This window comes from Roseobacter sp. AzwK-3b, assembly GCF_000170875.1.
GTDB lineage: Bacteria > Pseudomonadota > Alphaproteobacteria > Rhodobacterales > Rhodobacteraceae > Roseovarius > Roseovarius litoreus.
On record NZ_ABCR01000001.1, the window covers coordinates 590122 to 614456 of the forward strand.

The 24335-nt window shown below is 62.4% G+C and carries 23 protein-coding genes; 13 read left to right on the top strand and 10 right to left on the bottom strand.

From position 1 onward, the window contains the following. Positions 1–44: 44 nt before the first annotated feature. Both tnpB and tnpA read right to left on the bottom strand, forming a co-directional pair. Complete coding sequence (gene tnpB, locus RAZWK3B_RS02685) at positions 45–398, bottom strand: IS66 family insertion sequence element accessory protein TnpB (protein ID WP_007811941.1); 354 nt, start codon at positions 396–398, stop codon at positions 45–47. Next, positions 395–826 (bottom strand): IS66-like element accessory protein TnpA, encoded by a 432-nt coding sequence (gene tnpA / locus RAZWK3B_RS02690; protein ID WP_007811945.1) that lies wholly within the window; start codon positions 824–826, stop codon positions 395–397. The genes tnpB and tnpA overlap by 4 nt, the downstream gene beginning before the upstream one ends. A gap of 94 nt (positions 827–920) precedes the next feature. Here tnpA and RAZWK3B_RS20995 point away from each other — a divergent pair, with 94 nt between their 5' ends. After that, complete coding sequence (locus RAZWK3B_RS20995) at positions 921–1325, top strand: hypothetical protein (protein WP_157132113.1); 405 nt, start codon at positions 921–923, stop codon at positions 1323–1325. Between the two features lie 386 nt (positions 1326–1711). On the opposite strand, the gene RAZWK3B_RS02695 is transcribed toward RAZWK3B_RS20995, so the two are convergent. Both RAZWK3B_RS02695 and RAZWK3B_RS02700 read right to left on the bottom strand, forming a co-directional pair. Further along, positions 1712–2488 carry a class I SAM-dependent methyltransferase gene (locus tag RAZWK3B_RS02695; protein WP_007811948.1) on the bottom strand — a complete coding sequence of 259 codons (777 nt, stop codon included), beginning with the start codon at positions 2486–2488 and terminating at the stop codon, positions 1712–1714. Between the two features lie 61 nt (positions 2489–2549). Continuing rightward, the gene (locus RAZWK3B_RS02700; protein WP_007811950.1) at positions 2550–3290 is read right to left on the bottom strand and encodes a glycosyltransferase family 2 protein; all 741 of its coding nucleotides are present in this window, start codon (positions 3288–3290) and stop codon (positions 2550–2552) included. 91 nt (positions 3291–3381) lie between these two features. Here RAZWK3B_RS02700 and RAZWK3B_RS02705 point away from each other — a divergent pair, with 91 nt between their 5' ends. Then, positions 3382–4302: an N-acetylneuraminate synthase family protein gene (locus tag RAZWK3B_RS02705; RefSeq protein ID WP_037294815.1), complete on the top strand. Its 921-nt coding sequence runs from the start codon at positions 3382–3384 to the stop codon at positions 4300–4302. A gap of 13 nt (positions 4303–4315) precedes the next feature. Here RAZWK3B_RS02705 and RAZWK3B_RS02710 read toward each other — a convergent pair whose 3' ends face one another. Then, on the bottom strand, positions 4316–5125 hold the full coding sequence (locus RAZWK3B_RS02710) for an ABC transporter permease (RefSeq protein ID WP_007811954.1): 810 nt from the start codon (positions 5123–5125) through the stop codon (positions 4316–4318). Positions 5126–5189: 64 nt separating this feature from the next. Here RAZWK3B_RS02710 and RAZWK3B_RS02715 point away from each other — a divergent pair, with 64 nt between their 5' ends. The 11 genes from RAZWK3B_RS02715 (at position 5190) to RAZWK3B_RS02765 (ending at position 19440) form a co-directional block, all read left to right on the top strand. Continuing rightward, complete coding sequence (locus RAZWK3B_RS02715) at positions 5190–6383, top strand: KpsE/RkpR family capsule polysaccharide export protein (RefSeq protein WP_007811956.1); 1194 nt, start codon at positions 5190–5192, stop codon at positions 6381–6383. Positions 6384–6395: 12 nt separating this feature from the next. Next, the gene (locus tag RAZWK3B_RS02720; protein WP_007811958.1) at positions 6396–7058 is read left to right on the top strand and encodes an ABC transporter ATP-binding protein; all 663 of its coding nucleotides are present in this window, start codon (positions 6396–6398) and stop codon (positions 7056–7058) included. 125 nt (positions 7059–7183) lie between these two features. Continuing rightward, positions 7184–9625, top strand: coding sequence for a calcium-binding protein (locus RAZWK3B_RS21785; RefSeq protein ID WP_007811960.1), 2442 nt, complete (start codon positions 7184–7186; stop codon positions 9623–9625). A gap of 101 nt (positions 9626–9726) precedes the next feature. Next, positions 9727–10536, top strand: coding sequence for a glycosyltransferase (locus RAZWK3B_RS02730; protein ID WP_157132114.1), 810 nt, complete (start codon positions 9727–9729; stop codon positions 10534–10536). Next, a complete protein-coding gene (locus RAZWK3B_RS20100) occupies positions 10533–11258 on the top strand; it encodes a sulfotransferase family protein (RefSeq protein WP_007811963.1) in 726 nt (241 codons plus the stop codon). The genes RAZWK3B_RS02730 and RAZWK3B_RS20100 overlap by 4 nt, the downstream gene beginning before the upstream one ends. A gap of 106 nt (positions 11259–11364) precedes the next feature. Next, positions 11365–12087, top strand: a complete 723-nt coding sequence (pseF, locus tag RAZWK3B_RS02740) for a pseudaminic acid cytidylyltransferase (protein WP_007811965.1) — start codon at positions 11365–11367, stop codon at positions 12085–12087. Beyond that, positions 12084–13133, top strand: coding sequence for a PseG/SpsG family protein (locus RAZWK3B_RS02745; RefSeq protein WP_007811966.1), 1050 nt, complete (start codon positions 12084–12086; stop codon positions 13131–13133). Before pseF ends, RAZWK3B_RS02745 begins: the two co-directional genes overlap by 4 nt. Beyond that, a complete protein-coding gene (locus tag RAZWK3B_RS02750) occupies positions 13130–14275 on the top strand; it encodes an ATP-grasp domain-containing protein (RefSeq protein ID WP_007811968.1) in 1146 nt (381 codons plus the stop codon). Before RAZWK3B_RS02745 ends, RAZWK3B_RS02750 begins: the two co-directional genes overlap by 4 nt. Further along, positions 14272–15219: an NAD-dependent epimerase/dehydratase family protein gene (locus RAZWK3B_RS02755; protein ID WP_007811970.1), complete on the top strand. Its 948-nt coding sequence runs from the start codon at positions 14272–14274 to the stop codon at positions 15217–15219. Before RAZWK3B_RS02750 ends, RAZWK3B_RS02755 begins: the two co-directional genes overlap by 4 nt. Then, positions 15207–16274 (top strand): pseudaminic acid synthase, encoded by a 1068-nt coding sequence (gene pseI / locus RAZWK3B_RS02760; RefSeq protein WP_007811972.1) that lies wholly within the window; start codon positions 15207–15209, stop codon positions 16272–16274. Before RAZWK3B_RS02755 ends, pseI begins: the two co-directional genes overlap by 13 nt. A gap of 43 nt (positions 16275–16317) precedes the next feature. After that, on the top strand, positions 16318–19440 hold the full coding sequence (locus tag RAZWK3B_RS02765) for a hypothetical protein (RefSeq protein ID WP_007811974.1): 3123 nt from the start codon (positions 16318–16320) through the stop codon (positions 19438–19440). Between the two features lie 138 nt (positions 19441–19578). On the opposite strand, the gene RAZWK3B_RS02770 is transcribed toward RAZWK3B_RS02765, so the two are convergent. The 5 genes from RAZWK3B_RS02770 to RAZWK3B_RS21000 form a co-directional block, all read right to left on the bottom strand. After that, on the bottom strand, positions 19579–20547 hold the full coding sequence (locus RAZWK3B_RS02770; protein ID WP_007811976.1) for a DUF2793 domain-containing protein: 969 nt from the start codon (positions 20545–20547) through the stop codon (positions 19579–19581). 98 nt (positions 20548–20645) lie between these two features. Continuing rightward, entirely contained in the window at positions 20646–21824 is a 1179-nt protein-coding gene (pseC, locus tag RAZWK3B_RS02775) for a UDP-4-amino-4,6-dideoxy-N-acetyl-beta-L-altrosamine transaminase (protein ID WP_007811978.1), read from the bottom strand. Beyond that, complete coding sequence (pseB, locus tag RAZWK3B_RS02780) at positions 21821–22831, bottom strand: UDP-N-acetylglucosamine 4,6-dehydratase (inverting) (RefSeq protein WP_007811979.1); 1011 nt, start codon at positions 22829–22831, stop codon at positions 21821–21823. The genes pseC and pseB overlap by 4 nt, the downstream gene beginning before the upstream one ends. A 141-nt stretch (positions 22832–22972) precedes the next feature. Further along, positions 22973–24079 (bottom strand): DUF6716 putative glycosyltransferase, encoded by a 1107-nt coding sequence (locus RAZWK3B_RS02785; RefSeq protein ID WP_007811981.1) that lies wholly within the window; start codon positions 24077–24079, stop codon positions 22973–22975. Continuing rightward, positions 24076–24288, bottom strand: coding sequence for a hypothetical protein (locus tag RAZWK3B_RS21000; RefSeq protein ID WP_157132115.1), 213 nt, complete (start codon positions 24286–24288; stop codon positions 24076–24078). The genes RAZWK3B_RS02785 and RAZWK3B_RS21000 overlap by 4 nt, the downstream gene beginning before the upstream one ends. Positions 24289–24335: the final 47 nt, after the last annotated feature.

Below are 24335 nucleotides of genomic sequence, written 5' to 3' on the forward strand. Positions count from 1 at the left end.
TACCCAGATGCCCCAGTAAAATCACGCAAAAACATATGGTTGATTCACTCTGCCGCAGCAGGGGGGCGCGCCTCTAAGGCTTTAACCTTACGCCAGTCCAGCCCGGCAAACAGCGCCTCGAACTGGGCATGGTTCAACGCCATCACCCCGTCCTTGATCGCAGGCCAGGTGAAGGTTGCCTCCTCCAGTCGCTTGTAAGCCATCACCAGACCGGTGCCGTCCCAGTAAAGAAGCTTCAGCCGATCGGCACGGCGCGATCGGAACACAAACACCGTGCCGGTGAACGGATCCTTGCGCAGCACAGATGACACGATTGCCGCCAGACCATCATGACCTTTCTTGAAGTCCACTGGCTGCGTCGAGACCAGAACCCGCACGCGGTTTGACGGGAACATCATGGCCGCGCCCCGATTGCCCGCACGATCTCGGCAATCCGGTCAGAACTGGTGGTGCCATCGACCCGGATTGTCACACGACCTATCGCAATCTCGATGGGTTTACAGGACAACCCGTCAGGCTTTGTGGGCTGCCCGGCGACAGCCGGCACATCCGCACCGCCGCCACCATCCGACACGACGATCGGTGCAAAACAGAAGCTGTCATCTTCAACCACAGGCAAAACCAACCGGCCATCACGTGCCCGACTACGCCATTCCGATAAATGGTTCGCCCGAAGACCATACCGCGCCGCAACTGCATTCACGCTCACACCTGGCTGCAAACTCTCAGCAACGATCCGAGCCTTTATCTCATCCGGCCAGCGTCGCTGTCCGTTGGTCCTTATGTCCACCCCGTAATCCCGGAGAAACTCCAACGTAGTCGCCATCGCGAAACTCCTGCACCGATCTCCATCGGACATGGCATCGCAGGTCAGACAAGCGGGTAAAAGGTGAGGGCCAGCGACCGCTTACGAATAACAGATGTTTCGAATAATTAATTATGCGATTGCGGCGCTTATCGTAGCCATGCCTGCCAGTGCTGAGAGTGTTTCGTTTTTGCTTTGCGAGTATGACGGTATGGGTGATGGTCAAAGGTGGAAAGTCCAAACAATACCTTTGTACTATGAACGTGATGAACTTATTGCGATTGGCAGGCGCAATCATTGCGTGGATGAACCGCAGTACCTTTTGAATGAAAACTATGCTGGATGGCGGTGCGTTACCGCTTTGAACGACGACCAAACGCCAGCCAAGTCGATTTATGTGGAGATACACCGTTTCACCGGGCGGTATCACCGCAACGATTTCTCAGGACACTATAGCGACATGCTGATTGACGATGTTTGGCATGGTGTTTGCACACCGCATCACGAAGCTCAGTTTTGATGGCCTGAACACCTTCAAAGACTTGAAAAACAATCGCTAGCCTGTGACAGAACGTCCACTTCGGGCTCCAAGCGGTCATTGCACTCTGAGCCAGTAGCGATCATTTACACCGTTTAGGCCAAAGGCCCCCGATTACAGGGGGCCTTTTTGTTGGGGCGGCTTTGTTCTGTGGCAAAGAGCGTGCGTGTCGCCGTGCCGGGGGGCGGCGATCCTAGGGGTGCTCGAGGGCACTTTATCCCGGCCAAACCCGGACACCCGATGAGCGGCGCGCCCGGCTTTGCCAAATCGCCGTGCCGGGGGGCGGCCTGGCGATGCGCGGCGGCCTGCGGCCTTGGTGCCGCGCGGGGGCGTTGCGCTTGGGTTCGGCATTCACGGCAAGGGCCGGATCAGGAGGGTTTCTGGCCCGCGTAATTGACGCGGATGTTTTCGCGCCAGCCGCCGAAGGCGTCGGGGGTCACGGCATTTCCGCCCTGTCCGCGAATGTCACGGCGGCGCTCGGTCGCGTCGAACTCGGAACACAGGCAGTTCAGCTCGCCGAACAATGATTTCAGCCCTTCGGCGGTATAGCGCCAGTAATCGATCGGGCAGGGATGGTAGCGCCACGAGAACAGCGTGGAATGGACCGTGACACCGCCGGGACGCAGGAGGCGCGTGATCTCGGACGCGGCCAGCCACGGCTTGTCGATATGCTCGAACACATCGAAGCTGAAGATGAAGTCATAGCTTGCGTCGGGGATATGGGGGCATTGCGTGATGTCGCCCGCCATCACCGCGATCGGGGCGCCGGGCGCCCCTTGGAGGTCGAGCGCCTGATAGTCGAATTCGGGGAAATCGGCGTTGCGCGGATTGTGACGACCGCCGATTTCCAGCATCTGCCCCCCGGTGAGCCCGGCTTGGGTGAGGGCGGCGCGGGTCATGTCGCGGACACGGTCCCACCGGGGCGGCGCGGATTTCCAGGCCGTGCCGTCGCGGGCGATATCGGCGGCAAGCTGCGCGCCTTCGGTCTGGGCCAGAACAAGGCTTTGTTCCGCTTCGAGCCGCTGGTTTTGGAGGGCTGTTGTGATGCGGGCGTCGATCAGATCGCCAAGCGAGTCGTATGAGACGACGCATTTGGGATCGCTGAACGCCTTGAAGGCGGCATCAAGCCTGTCTTTGAACCTCATGATACCCTTTCCGCGCGCAGACCGCGCCATGTCAGCATGGGATGAAGGGTGTCATGCCCGCTCATCCGCGTTGGAGCCGTTTGGCCAGATGCGAGCACAAGCACAGCATCGCCGCGCTGCGCCGCAAACCGGCATGATCGCGGTAGACCCGCCATGTCGCCGCCATCGCCCGAAGCCTGTTGGAGGACAGCGACCCGGCCCGGCGGAGATGGGTGGCCAGCGGCAGATCAAGCCCATGCGCCAGACCGGCACGGCCCAGAAGATCGAGCCAGAGGGCGAAGTCGTGCCGCATGGGCAGATCGGGCATCGGCACCTTGCCAAGATGCGCGGTGTCGTAGATCGCTGTCAGGCAGCCGATGACATTGCCCCGCAGCAAGGCGTCACGGGTGACGGTGCGGGGGACGCGGACATGGTGGCGCCGGAGTGCTGTCTGACGCCAGAAGCCGGTATAGGACAGGGCGGCGTCTTCGGCCTGCATGAAGGGGATCTGGCGGTGCAGCTTGTCGGGATGCCATGTGTCATCGGCATCGAGAAAGGCGATATAGCGCCCACGCGCGGCATCGAGCGCAAGGTTGCGCGCCCCGGCGGCGCCGATGTGCAGCGCGGTGTCGATCAGGTGCAGACGCGGATCGCCATGGGCCGCGGCCCGGGCGCAGGCGGCGGTATCGTCGCTCGAGGCGTCGTTGACTAGGATCAGTTCCCAATCGCGAAACTGCTGCGCACGCACCGAAGCGATGGCGGCGCCCACCCAGGGGGCGACGTTATGGGCTGGCATGAGGATCGAGACCGAAGGCTGGTGCATGATGAATTTCGAAAACCTTGGACACGCTAGGGCTTCCTTAAGACTTGCATGCAAAGATTGTGAAACTGTTAAGTCTCAGGGGTATATCGCTATGAAAAGACAGCCAGTTCAGGTGATCGCCGAAATCGGATGCAATCACAAAGGTGATCTGGACCTCGCCAAAGAGTTGATTCGCGTCGCCGCCGAGGAGTGCGGGGCCGATGTCGCCAAGTTTCAGAAACGCTGCAATCGTGAATTGCTGACGCGGCTGGAATATACGACGCCGCATCCGGTGCCCCAGAATGCCTATGGGCCGACCTATGGCGCGCATCGGGAGTTTCTGGAATTCGATGTCGATCAGCATCGCGAGTTGATCGAGACGTGCAAGGCGCATGGCATCGCCTATTCGACCAGCGTGTGGGATCTGACCTCGGCGCGGGAGATGGCGGCGCTTGGGCCGATGATGCTGAAAATCCCGTCGGCGACCAATCAGCATTTCGATTTGCAGGACTATCTGTGTCGGCATTTCGAGGGTGAGATCCATGTGTCGACCGGCATGTCGACGGGGCGCGAGATCGCCGATCTCGTGGCCTTTTACGAAGATCGGGGACGGGCGAAGGATCTGGTGATCTACAGCTGCACCTCGGGGTATCCGGTGGCGTTCGGGGATGTGTGCCTGTTCGAGATCCGCAACCTCATGGAACGCTATGGAACACGGGTGAAAAGCATCGGGTTTTCCGGGCATCACCTGGGGATCGGCACGGATGTCGCGGCCTTGGCGGTGGGTCGGATGATGGAGGCCGAAGGCTGGGGCAGGTTCAGCCATATCGAGCGGCATTTCACCCTTGACCGGAGCTGGAAGGGCACAGATCACGCCGCGAGCCTCGAGCCGGATGGGCTGAGGCAATTGTGCCGGGACATTCGCGAGGTGGATCAGACACTGGCCATGAAGCCCGAAGAGATCCTGCCGGTGGAACAGGTGCAGCGCGACAAGCTGAAATGGCTGCGCGCGCGGCATGCCAAGGCGTCATGATCCGCGGGTGGGCTCATTTATAGATCAGGCTGCGCCCGAAGCGGAACAGCAGAAGCGCGCCGAGGACCATCGGGGCCATGGCCATGCCCGCAATCAGGGGGATGGAAATGTAGCCGGGTTGGTAAATCGCATAGACCCCTTCCCGCGCGATGCCGGCGATATGCAGAAGCGGGTTGAACCACAGCATGTCCTGAAGACTGCGGGGGAGATCCTCGTACAGGAAAAACACGCCGGAGATCAGGATCAGGGGACGGGTCAGCACGGTCCAGAGGGTTTTCCAGACGGGAAAGGCCATCATCGCGTAGCAGTTGAACATCCCGAACCCGAAGCCGAGAAACGCGGCCAGCGCGAAGGCCGTCACGATGGGAGCGGGATCGATGGTTTCGCGGATGTCCTCGGCGAGAAAGATGCCGGTGAAGATCAAGGCGGAGACCACGGCTTGGGTGAGCACAACGAGCAGGGCACGGGCCAGAACCGCATCCATCACGGTGACGCGGGGATATTCCATCAGAGCGCGGTTGAAGCTGATGGCGGCGCCGACATTGACGGACATGTCCTGAAACATGCGCAGTGGCAGAAGGGCGGAGGCGTAGAACAAGAGGAACGACGTACCGAGCGAGGGCGCCCGCAGCAGCAGCGAAAACCCGAGCGCGAGGATCAGGATGAGCCCGACAGGTTGCAGAATGGCCCAGACATACCCACCGGGAGAGCGGCCATAGGTGGTCGACATATCGCGCAGCACGAGAGCGAGGATCACGCGGGCCATGCGAAACCGGCGGGCGGGCTGCTGCGGTGTGCGAAGATTGGGCCGGCTGATCGACACTGGTATTCCTGCGAGAATCGTGAAACTCTAAACTCGTTAAAGTTGTGTCGATTGGATCATACCTGTGACCGATGAACAATCGAAAGGTGAAGAGACCCGCAAAGACCCGCAAAAGTCGCCGGTCGCGGGCAGGGCCATGCGGCGCGTGAGGCCACGCAAACGGCATCTTTTCCTGATGATCTCGGCGCAGCTGTTGATCCTGCTGCCGGCGCTGGTGGCGGGCTGGTATCTGTGGGAGCGCGCGGCGGATCAATATGCCTCCTACACGGGGTTCACGATTCGGCGGGAAGAGGCGCCGACGCCGACGGATGTTCTGGGCAGTCTTGGCAGCCTGTCTGCGGGCAGTTCGTCGGACAGCGATGTGCTGTTCGAATATATCCACTCGCAGGACATGATCGGCCGGGTCGGTGCAGAGCATGACCTGCGCGCGATGTTCAGCCGCTATCACGAGCGGGACCCGGTTTTTGCGCTGCGCCCCGATGGCACGAGGGAGGATTTGCGCGATTACTGGCGGCGGATGGTGCAGGTGTCCTATACCTCGGGATCGGGGCTGATCGAGGTGCGGGTGAATGCCTTTGCGCCGCAGGATGCACAAGACATCACGCAGGCGATCTTTGACCAGAGTTTGCGGCGCATCAACGATATGACCGCGATCGCAAGGGCGGATTCGATTCGCTTTGCAAGTACCGAGCTGGCATCGGCGGAAGCGCAATTGCAGGCCGCAAGGCAGGCGCTGACGGTGTTTCGCTCGGCCAATCAGGTCATCAGCCCGGAGGCGGATATTCAGGTGCAGATGGGTCTGATCAACACGCTGCAGCAACAATTGGGCGAAGAGTTGATCAAGCTGGACCTGTTGAGTGAACAGGCCAATGAAAGCGACCCGCGCGCGGTGCAATCCAAGCTGAGGATCGAGGCCATTCGCAAACGCATCTCCGAAGAGCGGCGCAAGCTGGGCGGTGGCGCGGACATGCAGGGTGACGGCGAGGATTACGCGTCGATCGTGACCGAGTTCGAAAAGCTGACGGTGGACCGGGAATTTGCCGAGAAGAAATACACCACGGCGCTGTCGAATTTCGACACGGCCCAGGCCGAGGCGCGGCGGCAAACCCGGTATCTGGCGGCGTTCGAGCAGCCCACCTTGCCCGAAAGCGCGGAATATCCAAGGCGATGGTTGATCCTTGGACTGACGGTGCTGTTTCTGAGCGTGGGATGGAGCATTCTGGTGCTGATCTATTATTCTTTGCGGGATCGCAGGTGAGCCGGTGGCGCGATGATCGAGCTGCGCAACCTGACCAAGAGCTTTCCAACATCGAGGGGCCGTAAATACGTGGCGCGAGGGATCAACGCGCTGTTTCCCGCCGGGCAGGCGGTGGCGTTGATGGGGCGCAACGGGGCGGGAAAATCGACCCTGTTACGCATGATTTCCGGCAATATGCGCCATGATGAGGGGCGGATCGTCAGACGGGGCAGTGTCTCGTTTCCGGTGGGGTTCACCGGCACGTTCCACCGGGATCTAACGGGCGCGCAGAATTGCCGGTTCATCGCACGTGTCTATGGCGTGGATACCGACGAGTTGATCGCTTTCGTCGCGGAGTTTTCGGGGTTGGGCGGGCATTTCCGAATGCCGGTGCGCAGTTATTCGTCGGGTATGCGGTCACGGCTGGCCTTTGGCATTTCGATGGGCATTCATTTCGACACCTATCTTGTGGATGAGGTGACATCGGTGGGCGACCGGGCATTTCGCGCCAGAAGCGCCGAGGTGTTCAAGGCCCGGTTGCAGCAAAGCAGTGCGATCGTGGTGACCCATTCGCTGGCCGAAGTGCGCAACCTGTGCACCGCGGGTGCGATCCTTGAGGATGGCAAGCTGAGCTTTTACGACACGGTCGAAGAGGCGATTGCCCGGCATGTGAAGAACATGGAACAGCCCATGTGACGCGGCGGCGATCCGCGACAAGTTGACGAAAATCGCAAGCGAACGCCACGGTTTTGCCGCGAGCGTTTCAGGCCGGTGACCCAGCCCTTTGACAGGATTCCATCGTTGGTGGTGGGAGACCTGCGATGGAGTTTACGCGACAGACGCATGATCCGGGTGCTGATGGTCTGCATTCGGGCATCATGCCGAACCTAGTGTTTTCGCCGCTTGGGGCGGACCTTGGGATTTCGGTTCTGGGGGGCATGGGGCTGTCCCAAGGCATCTGGCGGCTGACCGAGACAGGGCAGTTTTCTTTCGTCGGGGCACAGATGCGCGCCGAGGCTTATGTCGCGTCGGTGATCGCCGGCCGGCAATTCCGGCTGCTGACCGAAGAGCTGGACCGGTTGCAGGAGTTTGGCGACAAGATCAGTCTCTATTCAAGCCAAAGCGGGCATTACGGGGATCTGGTGCATCTGGTGGCGACGCCTGTGAATGGCACGGCCTATATCGTTGCCGCCGTGCCGGATGGCAGCGGGCTGTCGGTTTTGCGGCGAGAGCCTTCGGGGGGGCTCATGCAGGTGTCGCATATGGCGGACAGCGATGAGGCCTACCTTGCGGCGCCGATTGCCTTGGCTGCGGTGCAGACCGTGTCGGGGCGCAATATGGTTTTTGCCGCCTCGCAGCAGGAGGCCGGTATCAGCGCCTTTGAGGTCACGGCCGCGGGCGCTCTGACCCGGCGCGCATCGCTGGGGATCGAGGAGGAGGGCGTTTCTTTCCGGCCCAACCTTCTGGAGACGGTCACATTGGAGGGGCGGGATTTCTTGCTGGCGGGCAGTTTCGAGGCGGGTGCGATCAGCGTGCTGGAGGTCACGGGAGGTGGTGCGCTGACACTTGTGGAGAGCACGCTGGATGATCGCCAGACCCGGTTCGGCGGGATCAGCGTGTTGCAGACACTGAGTCATGAGGGGCAGGTTTATGTGCTGGCCGGGGGGGCCGATGACGGGTTGAGCCTGCTGCAGCTTTTGCCCAATGGGCAGATGGTGCATCTTGATACAGTGTCGGACAACCGGGCGCTGGGGCTGAACAATCCAAATGCGGTGGCGCTGACGGTGTTCGGGGGTGCGCTGCATGTGGTGGCGACCTCGGAGCGGGAGGCGGGGCTGACCTTGCTTTCCGCGCCGCTGCTGCCCGGGCGGGAGGTGGTCATCGGGACCGAGGGCGCCGATGCGCTGGGCATCGGAGCTGATGGCGGGCTGATCTGGGATGGGGGTGGGGGTGATACGCTGATTGGTGGAGCGGGTGCCGATCTGTTCGTGCTGGTGCAGGATGGCGCGCCGGACGAGATCCGGGGGTTTGCGCCGGGACAGGACCGGGTGGATCTGTCGGATTGGGAGGGGTTGTATTCGACGCTGCAGATCGGGCTTGAGACGTTGAGCGATGGCGCGCGGATCACTTATGGCGCCGATGTGCTGACCCTGCGCACCGCAAGCGGAGCGGCGATTGGCTGGCGCGAGATCCTCGAGACGGACATGCTTGGCATTGTCCGGATTGCGCCGCCCGAATTTCTGACGACGCAGACGGACGCGCCTGATGTCCTGCTGGGGGGAGAGGGCAATGACACCATCAATGGCGCGGGTGGTGGCGATGTGATTACCGGCATGGGCGGCAATGACCGGCTTCTGGGCGAGGCTGGGGCGGATATCCTGCGCGGTGGGCCGGGCCACGACACGTTGATCGGCGGCACCGGGGCCGACAGCCTTTATGGCGGCGATGGCAATGACAGTCTGGAGGGGCTGAGTTCGATCGATCTGCTGTTCGGGGAGGCGGGTCATGACACGCTGGCCGGGGGGATCGGGGCGGATACGCTTTATGGCGGGTCGGGGAATGACCGGCTGTTGGGCAATACCGGGGTCGATTTGATTTATGGGGGTGACGGGGATGACTGGATCAGTCCGGGTAACGGCGTGGATGTGGTCTATGGAGATGCGGGCAACGACACGGTGATCGGGCGCACCGGTTGGGACACGCTGTTCGGGGGGGATGGCGATGACAGTCTGCTGGGCAGCGAAGGGCAGGACGACCTGTACGGCGAGGCAGGGGATGACACGCTGTCGGGAGGGTTCGGATTTGATTTCCTATACGGAGGTGACGGGCATGACCAGCTGTTCGAAAATCTTGGATCGGATCTGCTTGAGGGCGGATCGGGCAATGACAGTCTCTTTGGGGCGACGGGGAACGATACGCTTCGGGGTGGGCCGGGCCATGATGTGATCCAGGGGTCACAAGGGCTGGACGTGATCGAGGGAGGGCCCGGAAACGACACGATGCGGGGTGGAAGCCTTGCGGATGAGTTCATCTTTCGGCGCGGAGATGACCGGGACGCCATTCTGGATTTCGAGGCGGCGCATGACATCCTGATGCTGGATGCGGCGCTGGTGGATGGCCCGGCCAATGCGCAGACGGTGCTGGATCGTCATGCCAGCTTTGGCGATGGCACGGTGACGCTGGATTTCGGGAGTGGCGATATCATCGAGGTGACGCTCTATCTGGGTCTGGGCGATCTTGCGGACAACATCCAGTTCCTGTGACCCGGTGCTGTGCCGGAGCATGGCCGAAGATTGACCGAATCTGCGCCACCTGCGAAAAAGACAATTCAGGGTTGAACGTGCCAGTGATGATCGGGTTATGAGTGCGCAATCGTTTGCCGGATGACAGGAACGAATTGACGGTCGCCATCGCGACGATGGGATCAAGGCTGCGCGGGATCGCGCTGCCGGACCCTGTGGAGCGACTGCGGTATCTCATCGTGGTTCAGGCACCGGACGGGCACACGCTTTCGCGGCAGCTTTGCGGGCGCGGCGATCTGCACGTTCTGGAGGTCGAGGGACTGGGACTGTCGGAAAGCCGCAATATCGCGTTGGAGACTGCGGCAACCGATCTGGTGGTCTTTGCCGATGATGACATGGTGTTGCGGCCCGAAGGGCTTTTGGAGCTGGCGGCGCATCTGCAATCGCGGCCTGATTTGAGTTTTGTCGCGGGATGGCGCGAGGACCGCTTGCCGACACATGGGCGCAGGGCGGGGCGGCACATGCTTGGTCTGCGCAACAGTGGGCGGATCTGTGCGCCGGAATTGATCGTGCGGCGCAACCGGGTTCTGGGATGCGGTGTGCGGTTCGACGAGGCCTTTGGCAAGGGCGCGCGGTACGGACTGGGCGAGGAGTATGTCTTTGTCGCCGACATGCTGCGCGCCGGAATGCGGGGTGAGGCGTTGCCGGTGATCGCCGGCGCGCATCGTGGCCCGAGCAGCGGCGATCAGTGGGACAGTCCGGCGCTTTACGATGCACGGCTTGCGGTGCAGCGCCGGGTTTTCGGGCGCTGGGCATGGCTGGTGCATCCGCTTTACGCGATGCGGCACGCGCGCCGGTTCGGACGCATCGGGCTGATACTGCGGTTTGCGCTGGGCCGGAGGCTGGGTGCTGATGCGGGGCAGGCGCCATGATCCGGCGATTGGCCCATCGGCTGCTGCATGGCCCGGCACAGGGCTATCACGAGGCGCATGTGATCTGTCTGCCGGGGCCGGGGATTGCCTATATCCGGGTGCCGAAGGCGGCGAATTCGTCGATCAAGTCGGCTTTGGCGATGAGGTTCGGCATTCGCGCGAGAAGCGATCGAACCGTGGCGCAGGATGGGTTCTGGGACGACACCGAAGAGGGGTTGGCCAAACGGATGACGCCCGAGCGATTTGTGAGCGAGGGTCATGCGGCCAAATGCTGGACCTTCAGCTTTGTAAGACATCCCGCAGCGCGGCTGCAGTCGTGCTGGAACAACAAGGTGATCGAAAATGACGCCCTGTCGCCGCGATTCCTGGCCATGGGGGTCAGGCCGGGAATGCCCTTTGACGCCTTTGTGCAGGCGGTGGCCGAGACGCCGGATGACCGGGCGGACATCCATGTGCATTCGCAAAGCGGGATCCTCGAGCATCAGGGACGACTTGTGCCGGATTTCGTGGGGCGCGTGGAAACCATCGACTCGGATTGGGCCCATGTGGCGGCCCGGATCGAGGCGCGCAGCGGCGTGGCCATGGGCAAGCTGGGCGAAAGGAACAGGCGGGTCGTTGGAGGGGAAAATCAGGGTCTGACTATGCCCGATAAGCTGCGGGCGCTGATCTTCGAGAGGTACAAGCGGGATTTCGACCTGTTCTATCCTGACCAGTCCGGTTGACCCTTTTCGGCAGGGCGTAACGGTTTGTTAACCTTCGTTCATGATGAATGAAGCTGACAGGTCCTGTGGGCCTGTGACCGGCAAGCGTGTCGAGAGGAACCCGAGTGTGACAGGGGCTTTTTTGCAGATCGCGATCGTTCCGGCGCGTGGCGGCAGCAAGCGTATTCCGCGCAAGAACATCAAGCCCTTCGGCGGGCGCCCGATGATCCACTGGCCGATTGCCGCGGCGCTGGAGGTGGGGCTGTTCGACGAGGTGATCGTCTCGACTGATGATGATGAGATTGCCGCTGTCGCCGAAAAAGCCGGTGCGTTGGTGCCGTTTCGCAGGCCGGCCTATCTGTCCGGTGATCTGACACCGACGCGCGGTGTCATCACCCATGCGATTGCCGATGCCGAGGCGCGGCATGACAGGCCAGTGACCATGGCCTGCTGTATCTATGCCACCGCCGCGATGCTGCGCGCTGAGGATCTGAGGCGTGGGTTCGAGATGCTGGGGGATCGGCCCGCGCTGGATTTCGTGTTTGCCGCCGTGGGGTATGCGCATCCGGTGCAACGGGCCTTGCAGCTCAGGGACACCGGCGGTGTGCGGATGATCTTGCCCGAGCATGCGCGGTCCCGGACACAGGATTTGCCGGAGGCATTTCACGATGCCGGGATGTTCTATTGGGGTCGGCGCGATGCGTTCATGGAGGATGCGCCGATGTTTTCGCCCCGGTCGCTGCCCTGCATGATCCCGCGCGACAGGGCGCAGGATATCGACACACCCGAAGATTGGGCTGTTGCAGAGACGCTTTTCGACCGTCTGCACCCCGCCGGGACCATGCCATGAGCCGGTGGGTCGTCTTTCGCTGCCAGAGCGGCAAGGGCGTGGGGCTGGGCCATGTGATGCGCTGCCGCGAAATGGCGCGGCATTTGCGGGATCAGGGCATCGGCTCGGCGATGATCGGACCGGCAGAGGGGCTGCGGCTGGCAGAGGATGGCGATCTGTTCCAACACTGGCAGGCGGTCGAGGACCGGCAGGGATCGGCGCGCGATGCGGCAAGGGTGGTGGCGCTGTGCGACCGGCTTGGCACGCGCCATGTGGTGATTGACGATTATCGGGCCGATCCCGCCTTTCAGGAGGTGCTCAAGGCGGGTGGTCTAAGGTGGCTGCAACAGTTCGACGCGAGCTGCGACTGGCGGTTTTGTTGTGATGTGCTGGTCAATGCCGGCCCGCTTGAGCGGCGGGCCGCGTATCTGTCGAGGCTGGAGAAGCCCGAGCGGGTGCTGACCCTGTTCGGCCCGGCCCATGCGGTGCTGCGGCGCGGGTTTCGTCAGGTGGTAAGGCGCTGCGACGGGCGGGCCGTGCGCCGGGTGCTGGTGGCGTTTGGCGGTGGCGATGACCGGGGTGCGATCGCGCTGGTGCTCAAGGCGCTGGCGGGGCGGCTGGAACGGGAGGTGACGTTGGTCATCGTCTCGGGTGCGGGTAATCCGGGGCTTGCCGCCTTGGAGCGGGCGGTGGCCGAGATGGGATCCGGGCAGGTGGAGCTGCATGTGGGTCCAAAGGATATGCCGGGGCTGATGGCGGGCTGTGATCTGGCGGTGATCGGCGGCGGCACGATGAGCTATGAGGCGGCGATCTGTGGGCTGCCGATGGTGACGCTGGCGCTTGCCGCCAATCAGGAGCGGCCCTGCCTTGGGTGGCAGGCGCTGACCGGTGCGCCTTATCTGGGGCGGGTTGCGGATGTTGGGCCTGAAGCACTTTTTCAGGCAGTTTCGTCTCTGATCCGGGCTGACAGGCAGCGCGATTCGATGGCAGTGAAAGGCCGGCAAGCGGTGGATGGGCGAGGGGTGGAGCGGCTGATTTCGGCGCTGCTGGAAAGGGCGGTGGCATGAGCCGGTCGATCCTTGTTCTGGGGACGAATGCGGGGCAGGCCGATCTCATCCGCCATCTGCGCGCGCGGCACTGGCGCGTGATCGGTTGTTCGCCGGTGCCCGATGAGGTGGGCCAGCGCTTTTGCGATGTGGTGGAGGCGGTGGATATCGCCGATCTGGAGGCGCTGGAAGCCGTGGCGCGGCGGCACGCGGTGGATCTGATCCTGTCGGTGGCCTCGGATGTGGCGATGCGGTCGGTCGTGGCCCTGTCCGAGAGGCTGGGCTTGCCGCATTTCCACGACAGCGCCTTTGTCGCCTTGCTGGATGACAAGGCGGCGATGCGCGCGTTTCTGGCCGAGCATGAGCTGGGTGCTGTGCCGTTCCGGCGCGTGCGCAGGCTTGAGGAGGCCGAGGGCTGGAGGCAGTTTCCCTGTGTCGTGAAGCCGGTGGATGCGCAGGGCCAGAGAGGCGTCGAGCGGGTCGATGAGCCGGGCGCCTTGGCGGCGGCGCTGGTCCGCGCGATGGCGGTGTCGCGCAGTGGATGTGCGATCATCGAGGCTTTTCTGGACGGTGTGGAACTGTCGTGCAATCTGCTGATTGCGGGTGGTGAGGTCCGGTTGCAGCTGTTGTCCGAGCGGCTGGTGCATCAAGCGCCCGCGATGGGGGTACCGCGCGGCCATCTGGTGCCGCCGGTTGGCGTGTCACAAGCGGAGCAGGAGGCGGCGCATGATCTGGTGGGGCGTATCCTGAGGGTCATGGGTCATCCGGACGGGGCGCTTTATGTCCAGATGATCGTGACATCCGACGGGCCGCGCATCGTTGAGATCGCCCCAAGGCTCGACGGCTGCCATATGTGGCGGCTGATCGCGCTGGCACAGGGCGTGGACCTGTTGGACATGATGGTGACATGCCTGACTGGCGAGGCGCCCGCATCGGGCGTGCCGAACGAGATAGGGGAAGAACCAGAAGCAGACCGGCAAGGCTGTCCCGTCATGGAGTTGATGTTCCAGCGGGCGCCGCCGGGCACCATCTTTGACAGCGGTAATTTTCCACCTCCCGACGATGCCATATACCACGAGTTTCGCTATGGTGACGGCGAGCGAATCCGTGCGGTGAACGGATCGCTCGACGTTGTTGGGTATTATGTGAGGCCGTGGTCATGAGTGTGGATGGGTGTGTTGCGGGCGGCAAGGTTGCCGTTACCGGAGCGTCGGGGTTTATCGGGCGCTATCTTTGTGAGGATCTGGAGGCGGCGGGATACCGGCCGCTGCGCTTGGGTCGGGGGGCGCCACAAGGGGCCGTGGAACGGCAGACAGATTATTCGTGCGACAGTCTGGCAAGGGCGCTGGAAGGGACCGAGGCCGTGGTGCATCTGGCGGGGCGCCGGATGACACGGCAAGACGATCCCGATGATATCACGCCTTTTCAGAAGCCGAATGTGGCGGTGATCGGCGATCTGGTCGCCGCGGCCCGGCAGGCGCGTGTGCGGCGGATCGTGCTGGCATCGACCATCGCGGTTTATGGCCGCGACCAGCCGAACCCCTGTCATGAAGGCACGCGCGTGCAGCCGATCAACGCCTATGCCACCTCCAAGCTGATGGCCGAAGCGCATCTGGGCATGCTGACCCGCGCCGGGGGTCCGTCTTCCGTGGCGCTGAGGTTGGCGTCGGTTTACGGGCATGGCGAAAAGGACACGCCCGTGATGATGCGCTTTGTGGATCAGGCCCTGGCGGGCGAGACGATCATGGTGACGGGCCATTCCGACACCGCGATCGACCAGATCTATGTGCGCGACGCCACCGCCGCGATCATCGCGGCGCTGCGCCATCCGGAGGTGACGGGTATCTGCAATATCGGGGGTGGCGAGGCCTTGCCGGTGCGGCGGATCGCCGAGACGGTGAATGTCATCCATGGCAACATGGGCAATCTGATCGACAAGACCGACAGCACAGGGCGCCCTGATCGCTGCATCATGGCGCTGGACCGTGCGGCGCGCGATCTGGGCTGGAGACCGGCCTATGATCTGGAGACCGGCTTGCAGGACATGCGCAAGGTGATACTGGCCTGTGGCGCCATCATCGAAGAGGACATAGCATGCCGACGCTGAGACAGTATCTGGCCGGAACCCACGGTGTCGCCGATACGGGCGCACCGTTCGTGGTTGCCGAGATGTCGGGCAATCACAATCAGTCGCTTGACCGTGCGCTGGAGATCGTCGATGCGGCGGCGGCGAGCGGAGCGGATGCCCTGAAGATACAGAGCTTCACACCCGACAGCATGACACTGGATCTGCAAGAGGGCGAGTTCACCATCACCGACCCCAAATCGCTGTGGCATGGGCGGCGCCTGTACGATCTTTATGCCGAGGCGATGACCCCCGAGGCATGGCATGGGCCGATCTTCGAAAGGGCCAGAGAGCGGGGTATCCTAGCGTTTTCGACCCCGTTTTCCGAGGAGGCGGTCGAAACCTTGGAAAGGCTAGATGCGCCGGTCTACAAGATCGCGTCCTTCGAGCTTGTGGACCTGCCGCTGATCCGCTGCGTGGCGGAAACAGGCAAGCCGATGATTATTTCCACCGGCATGGCCAGCCTGTCGGAGATCGGTGAGGCGGTGGAGGTTGCGCTGGGAGCGGGGTGCCCCAATCTGACCTTGCTGAAATGCACCTCGAGCTATCCTGCCAGCCCGGAGGCCAGCAATCTGGTGACGATGCCGGTGATCGGGCAGAGCTTTGGGGTGAATTACGGCTTGTCCGATCATACCGTTGGTATTGGCGTTGCGGTGGCGGCCACGGCGTTGGGTGCCAGCGTGATCGAAAAGCATTTCACCCTGGATCGGGCCGAGGGCGGCGTGGACAGTGCCTTTTCGCTGGAGCCGGACGCCTTGCGCGCATTGGTGGAGGAAACCACCCGCGCAGCACAGGCCATGGGGGAGGTTCGGTTCGGTGGGACCGAGGCCGAACAGCCGGGCCGGCGCAAGCGGCGCTCGCTTTATATCGGTGAGGACATGAAGGCGGGCGATGTGCTGTCGCCCCGGACCTTGCGGCGCATCAGGCCCGGTCTGGGCCTTGCACCTCGCCATTTCGAGGCGCTGCTGGGGCGCAAGGTGGGCCGCGATGTCACGCGCGGGACGCCTGTGACATGGGACTTGCTTGACAGTCAGTGACCCGCGATCAGGCGAGGCTGGCGCGTCCATATCTGGAAATGTGATGAGTGATCCGCAAAACCACGTGAAGCCGCTCAGGGACCGTCGTCTTGTCCGAAAGCTGTTGTTGGCCGCGCCATTGCAGCTGGGTCAGCGATGTCTGAACGCCGGGCATCATGGTGTGGCGGCGTATATGCTGGGCGCTGTGGCGCGGCTTTATCCGGATGACTTGCGGGTGATGCATCTGCGCGCCATTGCCGCGGAACATCGCGGGCGCGAGCAGATGGCGGCGCAGTTGCGGGCGACACGCTTGCGGCGACTGGTGGTGCCGTTGATCGAGAGGCGGGATTACACCGGTCTTCTGATCGTGATGGCCGAGATGGAGCGCACGCATCTGACGATCCAGTTCAAGGCCGGGCAGATGATCGCACGGCAGCTTGTGACGGAAGAGGGTCGAAAAAGGCTTCTTGAAAGCGCGCGACAGGCCCGGAAACGGTTCCGGGAGAGCGCCTATCTCAGCCATCTGATTTCGCTCTGCGAGGCGATGCAGGGGGACTATCGCGAGGCGGCTCAGCGTCTTTTGCAAGAGATCGATACGCCAAATGCCGCTGCGCCCGCTTTGATGGAAAAGCGGCGCCGGATATTGGAGCAGTCCTGGCGTGTCGTTGACCTGATTGCGCGGGAGTCGATGGATTGGAGCGAGGATCCCACCCATGGATGCCCGCAGGATCGCGAGGCTGCGCCGCCACTTGCGGGAGACTTCAAGGAAAAAGCGCTACAGGAGCGGCGGCGCGACGCGTATCTGGAGCTGTGCGATGCGGAATTTCGGGCAGCGGGCGAGCCGGGCAAGAAGCTGCGCGCGATCAGGGACATGCTGCACGTGGGGATACGACATAGCCCCGACTACACCGGGAGTTACGCGCTGGCGACACAACGTCTGATGGGTATCGCGGATGATCTGGAATGCCTGTTTGCCCCCGAGGCGGTGCTGTCGCCGAAGGATGCCGCGAGAACGGTGGATGATCTGTGCCTTTATCTGTGGATTGCGCGGCGATTGAGCCTTTGGACTGCGGCAGCGCGGATCGTCACGCATCTGGAGGCGTTGTCGCTGAGGGGCGAGGTGGTCAATGCGCTATGGCCCGCGCCGGGGATGATTGCCGGGGACAGCGCCTGTCTGGATGTGGCGGAGCGGATCATGGCGCGTGTCGAATGCCAGCCGCCCAGGACCAATCGCGACGCGCGGGATTACTTCAGCTGGGCGGCCGAGGCGAACCGGTATGACAAGGCGGATGCGTTTTATGCAAAGCTGCCCAAAGCCCTGCATCGGCGGCACGGCCTTTTGTATCACGTGAATATCCTGCAGCGTCAGGGTCGATTCCGTGAGGCGCTGAAGATCCTGACCGAGGTGCATGGGCAGTCGCTGGCCAATCCCAGCCTATTGAACCCGGTCACCAATCATAGCCTTATCAAGCGTACGGGCGAGTTGCGGTTCCTGATCGAAACAGAACGGCTCTATTCCAGCGTGAAACAGCCGGAAAATCCCAAGGCGGTGGTGCTGATCGCGCCGCGCAACATCGACCAGTTGCGTCGCTACCCCTTGATGGTGCTCATGGAGTTCAAGCGGCAGGGCACTGCTGTTGTGCCCTTGATCGAAGGGTTGCTGCCGCGCGAGATGACGGGCGATCCGGCCATCGACGTGATGAATGGCGCGATCAGCGCGACCTGCAAGCTGTCGGAGGCGGCGGAACGGGCGATGCCGGAGCTGACAGATTTCGTTGCCGATCCGTCCACCGGCACCCTGAGATGGGGCGAGATGGACCTGTCGCATGCTGTTTGGGAGGATGCGGCGATCAACCGGCGGCGATACAGCATCGACTGGGCTTGCCCGGAATTGCAGCATTATATCGGTCGGCTGATGAGCTGGAGCGCGGCGATTGGCCGGGTTCTGGAGCATGCCAGGGGTCAGCATGATCTCATGGGGGGCAAGACGGCCTGCATGTCGCTGTTCAACAGCCGGATGCCCGATGCGCTGTTTCGGTTCTATTGTGCCGCGCGCGGCGATCCCGAGACGTTCTTTTTCCTTCATGCCGCGAATGGGTATCAGAATTACTTCAGCAATTTCTCGACCAATATCTCGCATCGCTTTGCGCTGCGGAACATGACGAAGGTGCCCAAGCTGCGGTCGGCCAGTTTTCCGATCCCCGAGTATTTCGAGGCCTATTACGCCGAGAACACGGCGCGCATTCCGCAGATCATGGAGAGGTTCGCGGGGATCACGAAGGTCACACGCTCGACCGTGGGCCTCAAGACCCGGGCGCCCGAGGCGGCAGAGGCGGATGCAAGGATCGCGGCATGGCGCGCAAGGGGCGGCAAACTGGCTTGCGCCTTTGGCAAGGTGGTGTGCGACAGCGGGGTGCCGCATGATGGCGGGCCGGCGCATCGCAGCATGAAGGATTGGATCAACCATTCGGTTCGTGCGGTCGAGGGGTCTGATACGCTGTTGCTGATCAAGCCGCATCCACATGAGTTGAACAACGAGATTGCGACCTTTCTGACGGAGTGTTTCCGAGATCTGATCGATGCGCCCATGTCCGAGAACGCCCTGTTTCTGGGGCATCGCTGGTTCGACATGCACGATATGCGAGAGCGGATGGATCTGGGGCTGGTTTATAATGGAACGACGGCAATCGAACTGGGACTGATGGGAATTCCCGCGGTGTTGTGCGGGGATTTCGCGCCCGTCGATTATCCCATCGGGCATGTGGTGCCCAAGGACCGCGCCGATTACGAGGCGTATCTGCGGTTCGAGAAACCGGCGGTGGTGGCATTGGATATCCGCGAGCGCGCGGCTGTCTGGCTGGATTACATGGCCAATGAGGATTTCACGCAGAGCTATCGCTTCCACGCGCGCCCGGTGACCAACAAGGTGCTCTACCCGCCCTATTGGTTCGCCGAAGATCTGGAGCGGGCGGCGGCAGCGCCGATCCCGGAGGTCGAGGAGCTTGTGGGACGCGCCCTTGGAGAGCGTCTGGAACCCGGCGGTGACGCGGCGCTGAGGCACAGGCGGGAGCGGGAAGAGGTGGACGGGCAGATCACCTCGCGCTTGCGCACAGAGCAGGTCAGCCGACGCATGGCGCAGGATACCCTGAGATTGCGGGCACGCCTGTCGGAAAGCCAAGCGTCATGACTGCCGATCTGCTGCCCATGCTGCGGGCGTTTTCCAAGGCTGTTAGGGAAATGGGATTGGTTCCGCTTGCGCCGTGTCGACAAGGGCGCGCCGTTGCTCCGGCCCTCAGGGTTTGGGCCGGAGCCGCAAGGCGGCAGGTCAGAACGTGTTCAGGAACGTATAGGCATAGAAGCGTTCGGGGCCGTGGCGGTTTTCCAGAAGGATTGCACCATTTGTGACGGCAATCGAACTGCGCCCGTTGGTGCCGGTCGTGCCGGTCAGGGCTGTGGTGCCGTGATCCTCGAGGCTGGCGCCCTTGGCCAGCGTCAGCAGAGACAGCGACGGGCCTGTATCATACGAAAACAGGCCCGCATGGGGTGTCTGGGGATACGCGGTGTCCACCATCGAGACCGCGATCAGCCCGCCCGCGCCCGGTGTCGGGATGCTCACCACGCTGTCGATCGTGATGCTGACCTTGCCGCTCATCAGGCAGGGGATGAGGGTCACGCCATCCGCGCTGCGCACCTGCATCGCGTCATGGAAGGTGGCGCCATCGGGGCTGACCTTGATGCGGAAATCATCGTCGCCGGTCAGGCCCATTTCGGCACGACCCGACCAGTTGGATTGGAACAGGAGGCTGGCGGTATCGCCGGTGCCGGCCTTGTTGACCTTGAGCTGATGACCGCCGCCCGCATGGCTGAGCAGTGAGGCGCCCGAGGCGACCGACAGGCGGTTCGTGTTGTCCCATGACGTGCCGATCCCAACACCGTCCAGATTTTGCAGCGGTGGCATCACAGAAAGCCATGTTCCGCCAGAATAGACCCGCAATTCGCCCTCGGTTACACCCCATGCGCGCCAGCCTTGCTGCGGGGGGATGAAGCTCCAGCCGGTCTCTGTGAAAAGGCCCAGTTGCCCGTCGTGGCCAGCCCATGCGTCACTTGCACCGGTCCCGATCGCATGAATTTCGCCCAAGCCGGGCGAGGCGGGGGGCTGGAGGGTGTCGAAGGCCTGAACGCTGAGCTGGACCAGAGCGTCAAGCCGCTCCAGCGCTTCGTTATGGGTGACGTGTTTCTGGGCCTGCGAGGGCATCAGGAAGGGAAGGGAAAGGCGCGGTGAAATGTCGGACATGCTGGTCTCTCGGATCCGGTTGCTGCTGCGTCAGACCCTGAGTCCAATTCCCTGACAAATGGTGAGTGCACCGTGCGCAGGTGTTGCGCGGCGTGATCTCAGATCAGGCCCAGAGATGTCAGGCCGGATCCAAGGCTCTCGATCACGGTGGATTGATCGGCATCGGACATTTGCGGGTGCAGCGGTAGCGACAGGGCGCCTTCGTAATAAGCCTCGGCCACGGGAAATTGGCCGGGCGTGAAGCCGAGCGCGCGGTAATAGGGCTGTGTATGGATCGGGATGTAATGCACGTTCACGCCGATTCCGTCGCTGCGCAAATGGTCGAAAAGGCGCCGGCGCAGGCGGGCGCGGTCCGGCAGGGACCGGTCAAGCTGAACCGGGTAAAGATGCAGCGCCGAGCGATCCGCGACAGGGCGCTGTTGGCGGCGCAGCGGCAGATCGGCCAGCGCCCAGTCATAGCGCCGGGCAAGACCGTGGCGCAGAGCGATGAACGGCTCGAGCCGCGTCATCTGACTGGTGCCAAGGGCGGCTTGCATGTCGGTCATGCGGTAATTCAGGCCAAGATCGAGCTGCTGGTAATACCATGGTTCATCGGCGTCATGGGTCATCAGGGCGGGGTTGCGGGTGATCCCGTGGCTGCGCAGCCTGTCCAGTTTCGCGGCAAGCCGGTCGTCGCGGGTGGTCACGACGCCGCCCTCGCCCGTGGTGACGATCTTGACCGGGTGGAATGAAAACACGCAGGCGTCCGAATAGCGGCAATCGCCCACGGGCGCGCCGTCATGCCGCGCGCCGATGGCGTGGGACGCATCTTCGATCACGTGAACACCGAACTCGGCCGCGAGAGTGTGGATCGCCGGCATGTCGCAGGATTGTCCTCCGAAATGCACCGGCATCACGATATGCGGAAGGTGGCCCTTGCGTCGGGCGATATGCAGTTTGTCGCAAAGCCGATCGGGGCACATGGTCAATGTGTCAGGGTCGATATCCACGAAATCGACCTCGGCGCCACAAAGCCGGGCGACATTGGCCGAGGCCACGAAACTGTTGGGCGAGGTCCAGAGCCGTTTGCCCGTCTCAAGCCCAAGGGCGAGACAGGCGATATGCAACCCGGAGGTGGCACTGTTGACCGCGACGGCATGGGGTGCCACGCAAGCGCTGCGCAGCGCCTGTTCGAAGTGCGGGATCGCGGGCCCCTGGGTCAGGTGATCCGAAATGAGGACATCGACCACGCTTGCGACATCCTCGGGGCTGATCCATTGGCGCCCATAGGGGATCATCGTCCGAAACCGGTTGCGGCCAAAAGCGTCTCTATTTCGGCTTGATTCAAGAAAACCGGATTGTTGCCGGAATTGTATTCGAACTCTGGGTCCACGCGCTTGCCGGTTTCACCCAGCCGGGTTCGGGCGAAATCGACATCCGTGTTGTTGAACGTGATCGCGGGGGTGATCGAAAAGAAATTGTCGAAGCGGAGCGTCTGGTGGGCGTCTTCCTCAGGGCACATGACTTCGTGCAGTTTCTCTCCCGGTCGAATGCCCACGATTCTCTGTTCCAGATCGGGGGCCATGGCCTGTGCCAGATCGATGATCCGGGTGCTGGGAATACGCGGCACGAAAATCTCGCCGCCCCACATGCGTTCGAAAGCCTTGGTGACGAAATCCACACCCTGATCCAGCGTGATCCAGAAGCGGGTCATCCGGTTGTCGGTGATCGGCAGGAAATTGGTCCCTTTGCCGATCATGTTGTGGAAAAAGGGGATGACCGACCCGCGCGAGCCCACCACATTGCCATAGCGCACCACGGAAAAACGGGTGCGGTTGGTGCCGACGGTATTGTTGGCCGAGACGAACAGCTTGTCCGAAACCAGCTTGGTCGCGCCATAGAGGCTGATGGGCTTCGCGGCCTTGTCGGTGGACAGGGCAACCACCTTGTCGACCTTTTGCGCAATGGCGGCCCGGATCACGTTTTCGGCGCCGGTGATATTGGTGCGCACGCATTCCATGGGGTTGTATTCGGCCGCTGGAACCTGCTTGAGCGCGGCGGCATGAACCACGAGATCCACATTCTCCATCGCATCGGTCAGGCGCTGGCCATCGCGCACATCGCCGATGAAATAGCGCAGCCGGCTTTCGCCGGGAAAACGCTGCTGCATCTCGAATTGCTTCAACCCATCGCGGCTATAGACCACGACGGCGGAGGGGGCGTAGTTTTCGAGGACATTGCATATGAACTGCTGTCCGAAAGACCCGGTTCCACCGGTTATGAGAAGTCTTTTGTTGTTAAACATATGGCACCCGATAGTTCCAAGTTTACACGCATTTGTTGAAACTATCGGAGCCAAATCTTAATAAGTTGATAACTTCCGATTAATCTTTTCTTGATGATTTGTCGGTCTTGATGATTTGCCGGTCTTGCCCGGATGCGCCTGTCACGCGCCGATCCTGTCGGCCTTTTTCGCCGGGCCGCCCGCGATCATCGCCAGCACATCGCTGCCCAGTTCCCGTGCGCAGAAAATGTCCGCAAGCCAGTCTGGGTCCGGGGCATCGAAGCGCAGATTGAGGATATCCTCCAGAGGCTTGATCAGGTTGCTTCCCGTGAACAGGCGCCGCATCGGTCCCACCAGTGGGTCGAGTGTGGTGTCGGGATAGTCCAGATGGACCATCGCGGGCACGCCCTCGCGGACCAGATCAATCGCGGCGGTGGAGGTGCAGGTGATCCCGAGGCTGGCATTGGAAAGGGCCTGTGTCATCGTCCGGGCGGTCAGCCGCAGATTGGGCGGCAGATCGGTCCGCGCCGCGGCGAGGCCGGGATAATCATGCTGCTCGCGGTGCAGGTGCCGCGTGTTTTCATCGGGCAGGTGGCGCAGTTTGATCCAGACGTTGCGATCCGGGTTGCGCCGCGCAATGGCGGCCATGACGGCCAGCATGTGCATCCTTGCCCGTGCCGTGGACGGGCTGAGCGCCTGTGCGAAGAAATAGATGTCGCCTGCCGGGTTCAGCGTCGCGGCGGGTGGGGACTTGGGCATGAGAAAGGCGGGATGTCCGAAGCCGACGGCGGGCCATTCGGCCATTCCTTCGGTGGCGGGCTGAACATAGGATTTGCGGAAACTTTTACAGATGGCGCGCGGGAACAGATAGACCACGTCGCAATGACGGCGGTTGCGCATTCCCCGCCCCGGGGAGAAGTCCAGCCCACCCAGAAACGAGACCACCCGCGCGCGCCCGGCTTTCTGGCGATAGAGCGGATCGCTCAACATCCGGTCGAGAGAGCGAAAGACGCGGCTTGTCAGGATCGCGTCATACTGCCCGTCCATCAGCGCCGATTTCAGACCTGCGGTGTCAAGGATCTCGTAATCGCCCTTGGGCATATACTGCCGGAGCTGCCGATCCGACAGGGCCGATTCGGGCGCATAGGCGGCAAAGGTGATCTGTGCGCTGCGGTCCGCCTCGATCAGAAGGCCCGCCAGCCTTGAGCAGAAGATCAGGGTGGAATCGTCACAAAAGAGCAGCAGAAGGCGCGGTGCGCGGCGGATCATCCGCGCCGATCCGTTTCGGCTTCGAAACGGGCAAGGATGGCGGCCTGTTCGCGATTGTGCCGACGATTGGCCGCTGCCCAATAGGCCGGTGTCGACCAGTCCTGCCGCAAGGCCCATGCCACGAAGCGCAAGGGTGCGCCGATGCGCCGACTGCGCGACAGCCGTTGCAGAAATCGTCCTGGCCCCGTCTTTTTGAGTCTCGTTAACATATTATAGACTAAATCGCACTTACCCTAAGGTTGTTTAGCGTGGTGGT

What these genes read in the sequence shown, in the direction of transcription:
- RAZWK3B_RS02695 (WP_007811948.1), bottom strand. Translation starts at nt 2,488, where the DNA reads ATGAGGTTCAAAGACAGGCTTGATGCCGCCTTCAAGGCGTTCAGCGAT.
- RAZWK3B_RS02765 (WP_007811974.1), top strand. Translation starts at nt 16,318, where the DNA reads ATGAGTGATCCGCAAAACCACGTGAAGCCGCTCAGGGACCGTCGTCTT.
- RAZWK3B_RS02785 (WP_007811981.1), bottom strand. Translation starts at nt 24,079, where the DNA reads ATGATCCGCCGCGCACCGCGCCTTCTGCTGCTCTTTTGTGACGATTCC.
- pseB (WP_007811979.1), bottom strand. Translation starts at nt 22,831, where the DNA reads ATGTTTAACAACAAAAGACTTCTCATAACCGGTGGAACCGGGTCTTTC.
- RAZWK3B_RS21000 (WP_157132115.1), bottom strand. Translation starts at nt 24,288, where the DNA reads ATGTTAACGAGACTCAAAAAGACGGGGCCAGGACGATTTCTGCAACGG.
- RAZWK3B_RS02745 (WP_007811966.1), top strand. Translation starts at nt 12,084, where the DNA reads ATGAGCCGGTGGGTCGTCTTTCGCTGCCAGAGCGGCAAGGGCGTGGGG.
- RAZWK3B_RS02705 (WP_037294815.1), top strand. Translation starts at nt 3,382, where the DNA reads ATGAAAAGACAGCCAGTTCAGGTGATCGCCGAAATCGGATGCAATCAC.
- RAZWK3B_RS02700 (WP_007811950.1), bottom strand. Translation starts at nt 3,290, where the DNA reads ATGCACCAGCCTTCGGTCTCGATCCTCATGCCAGCCCATAACGTCGCC.
- RAZWK3B_RS02720 (WP_007811958.1), top strand. Translation starts at nt 6,396, where the DNA reads ATGATCGAGCTGCGCAACCTGACCAAGAGCTTTCCAACATCGAGGGGC.
- RAZWK3B_RS21785 (WP_007811960.1), top strand. Translation starts at nt 7,184, where the DNA reads ATGGAGTTTACGCGACAGACGCATGATCCGGGTGCTGATGGTCTGCAT.
- tnpB (WP_007811941.1), bottom strand. Translation starts at nt 398, where the DNA reads ATGATGTTCCCGTCAAACCGCGTGCGGGTTCTGGTCTCGACGCAGCCA.
- RAZWK3B_RS20995 (WP_157132113.1), top strand. Translation starts at nt 921, where the DNA reads ATGTTTCGAATAATTAATTATGCGATTGCGGCGCTTATCGTAGCCATG.
- pseI (WP_007811972.1), top strand. Translation starts at nt 15,207, where the DNA reads ATGCCGACGCTGAGACAGTATCTGGCCGGAACCCACGGTGTCGCCGAT.
- RAZWK3B_RS20100 (WP_007811963.1), top strand. Translation starts at nt 10,533, where the DNA reads ATGATCCGGCGATTGGCCCATCGGCTGCTGCATGGCCCGGCACAGGGC.
- pseC (WP_007811978.1), bottom strand. Translation starts at nt 21,824, where the DNA reads ATGATCCCCTATGGGCGCCAATGGATCAGCCCCGAGGATGTCGCAAGC.
- RAZWK3B_RS02755 (WP_007811970.1), top strand. Translation starts at nt 14,272, where the DNA reads ATGAGTGTGGATGGGTGTGTTGCGGGCGGCAAGGTTGCCGTTACCGGA.
- tnpA (WP_007811945.1), bottom strand. Translation starts at nt 826, where the DNA reads ATGGCGACTACGTTGGAGTTTCTCCGGGATTACGGGGTGGACATAAGG.
- RAZWK3B_RS02750 (WP_007811968.1), top strand. Translation starts at nt 13,130, where the DNA reads ATGAGCCGGTCGATCCTTGTTCTGGGGACGAATGCGGGGCAGGCCGAT.
- RAZWK3B_RS02770 (WP_007811976.1), bottom strand. Translation starts at nt 20,547, where the DNA reads ATGTCCGACATTTCACCGCGCCTTTCCCTTCCCTTCCTGATGCCCTCG.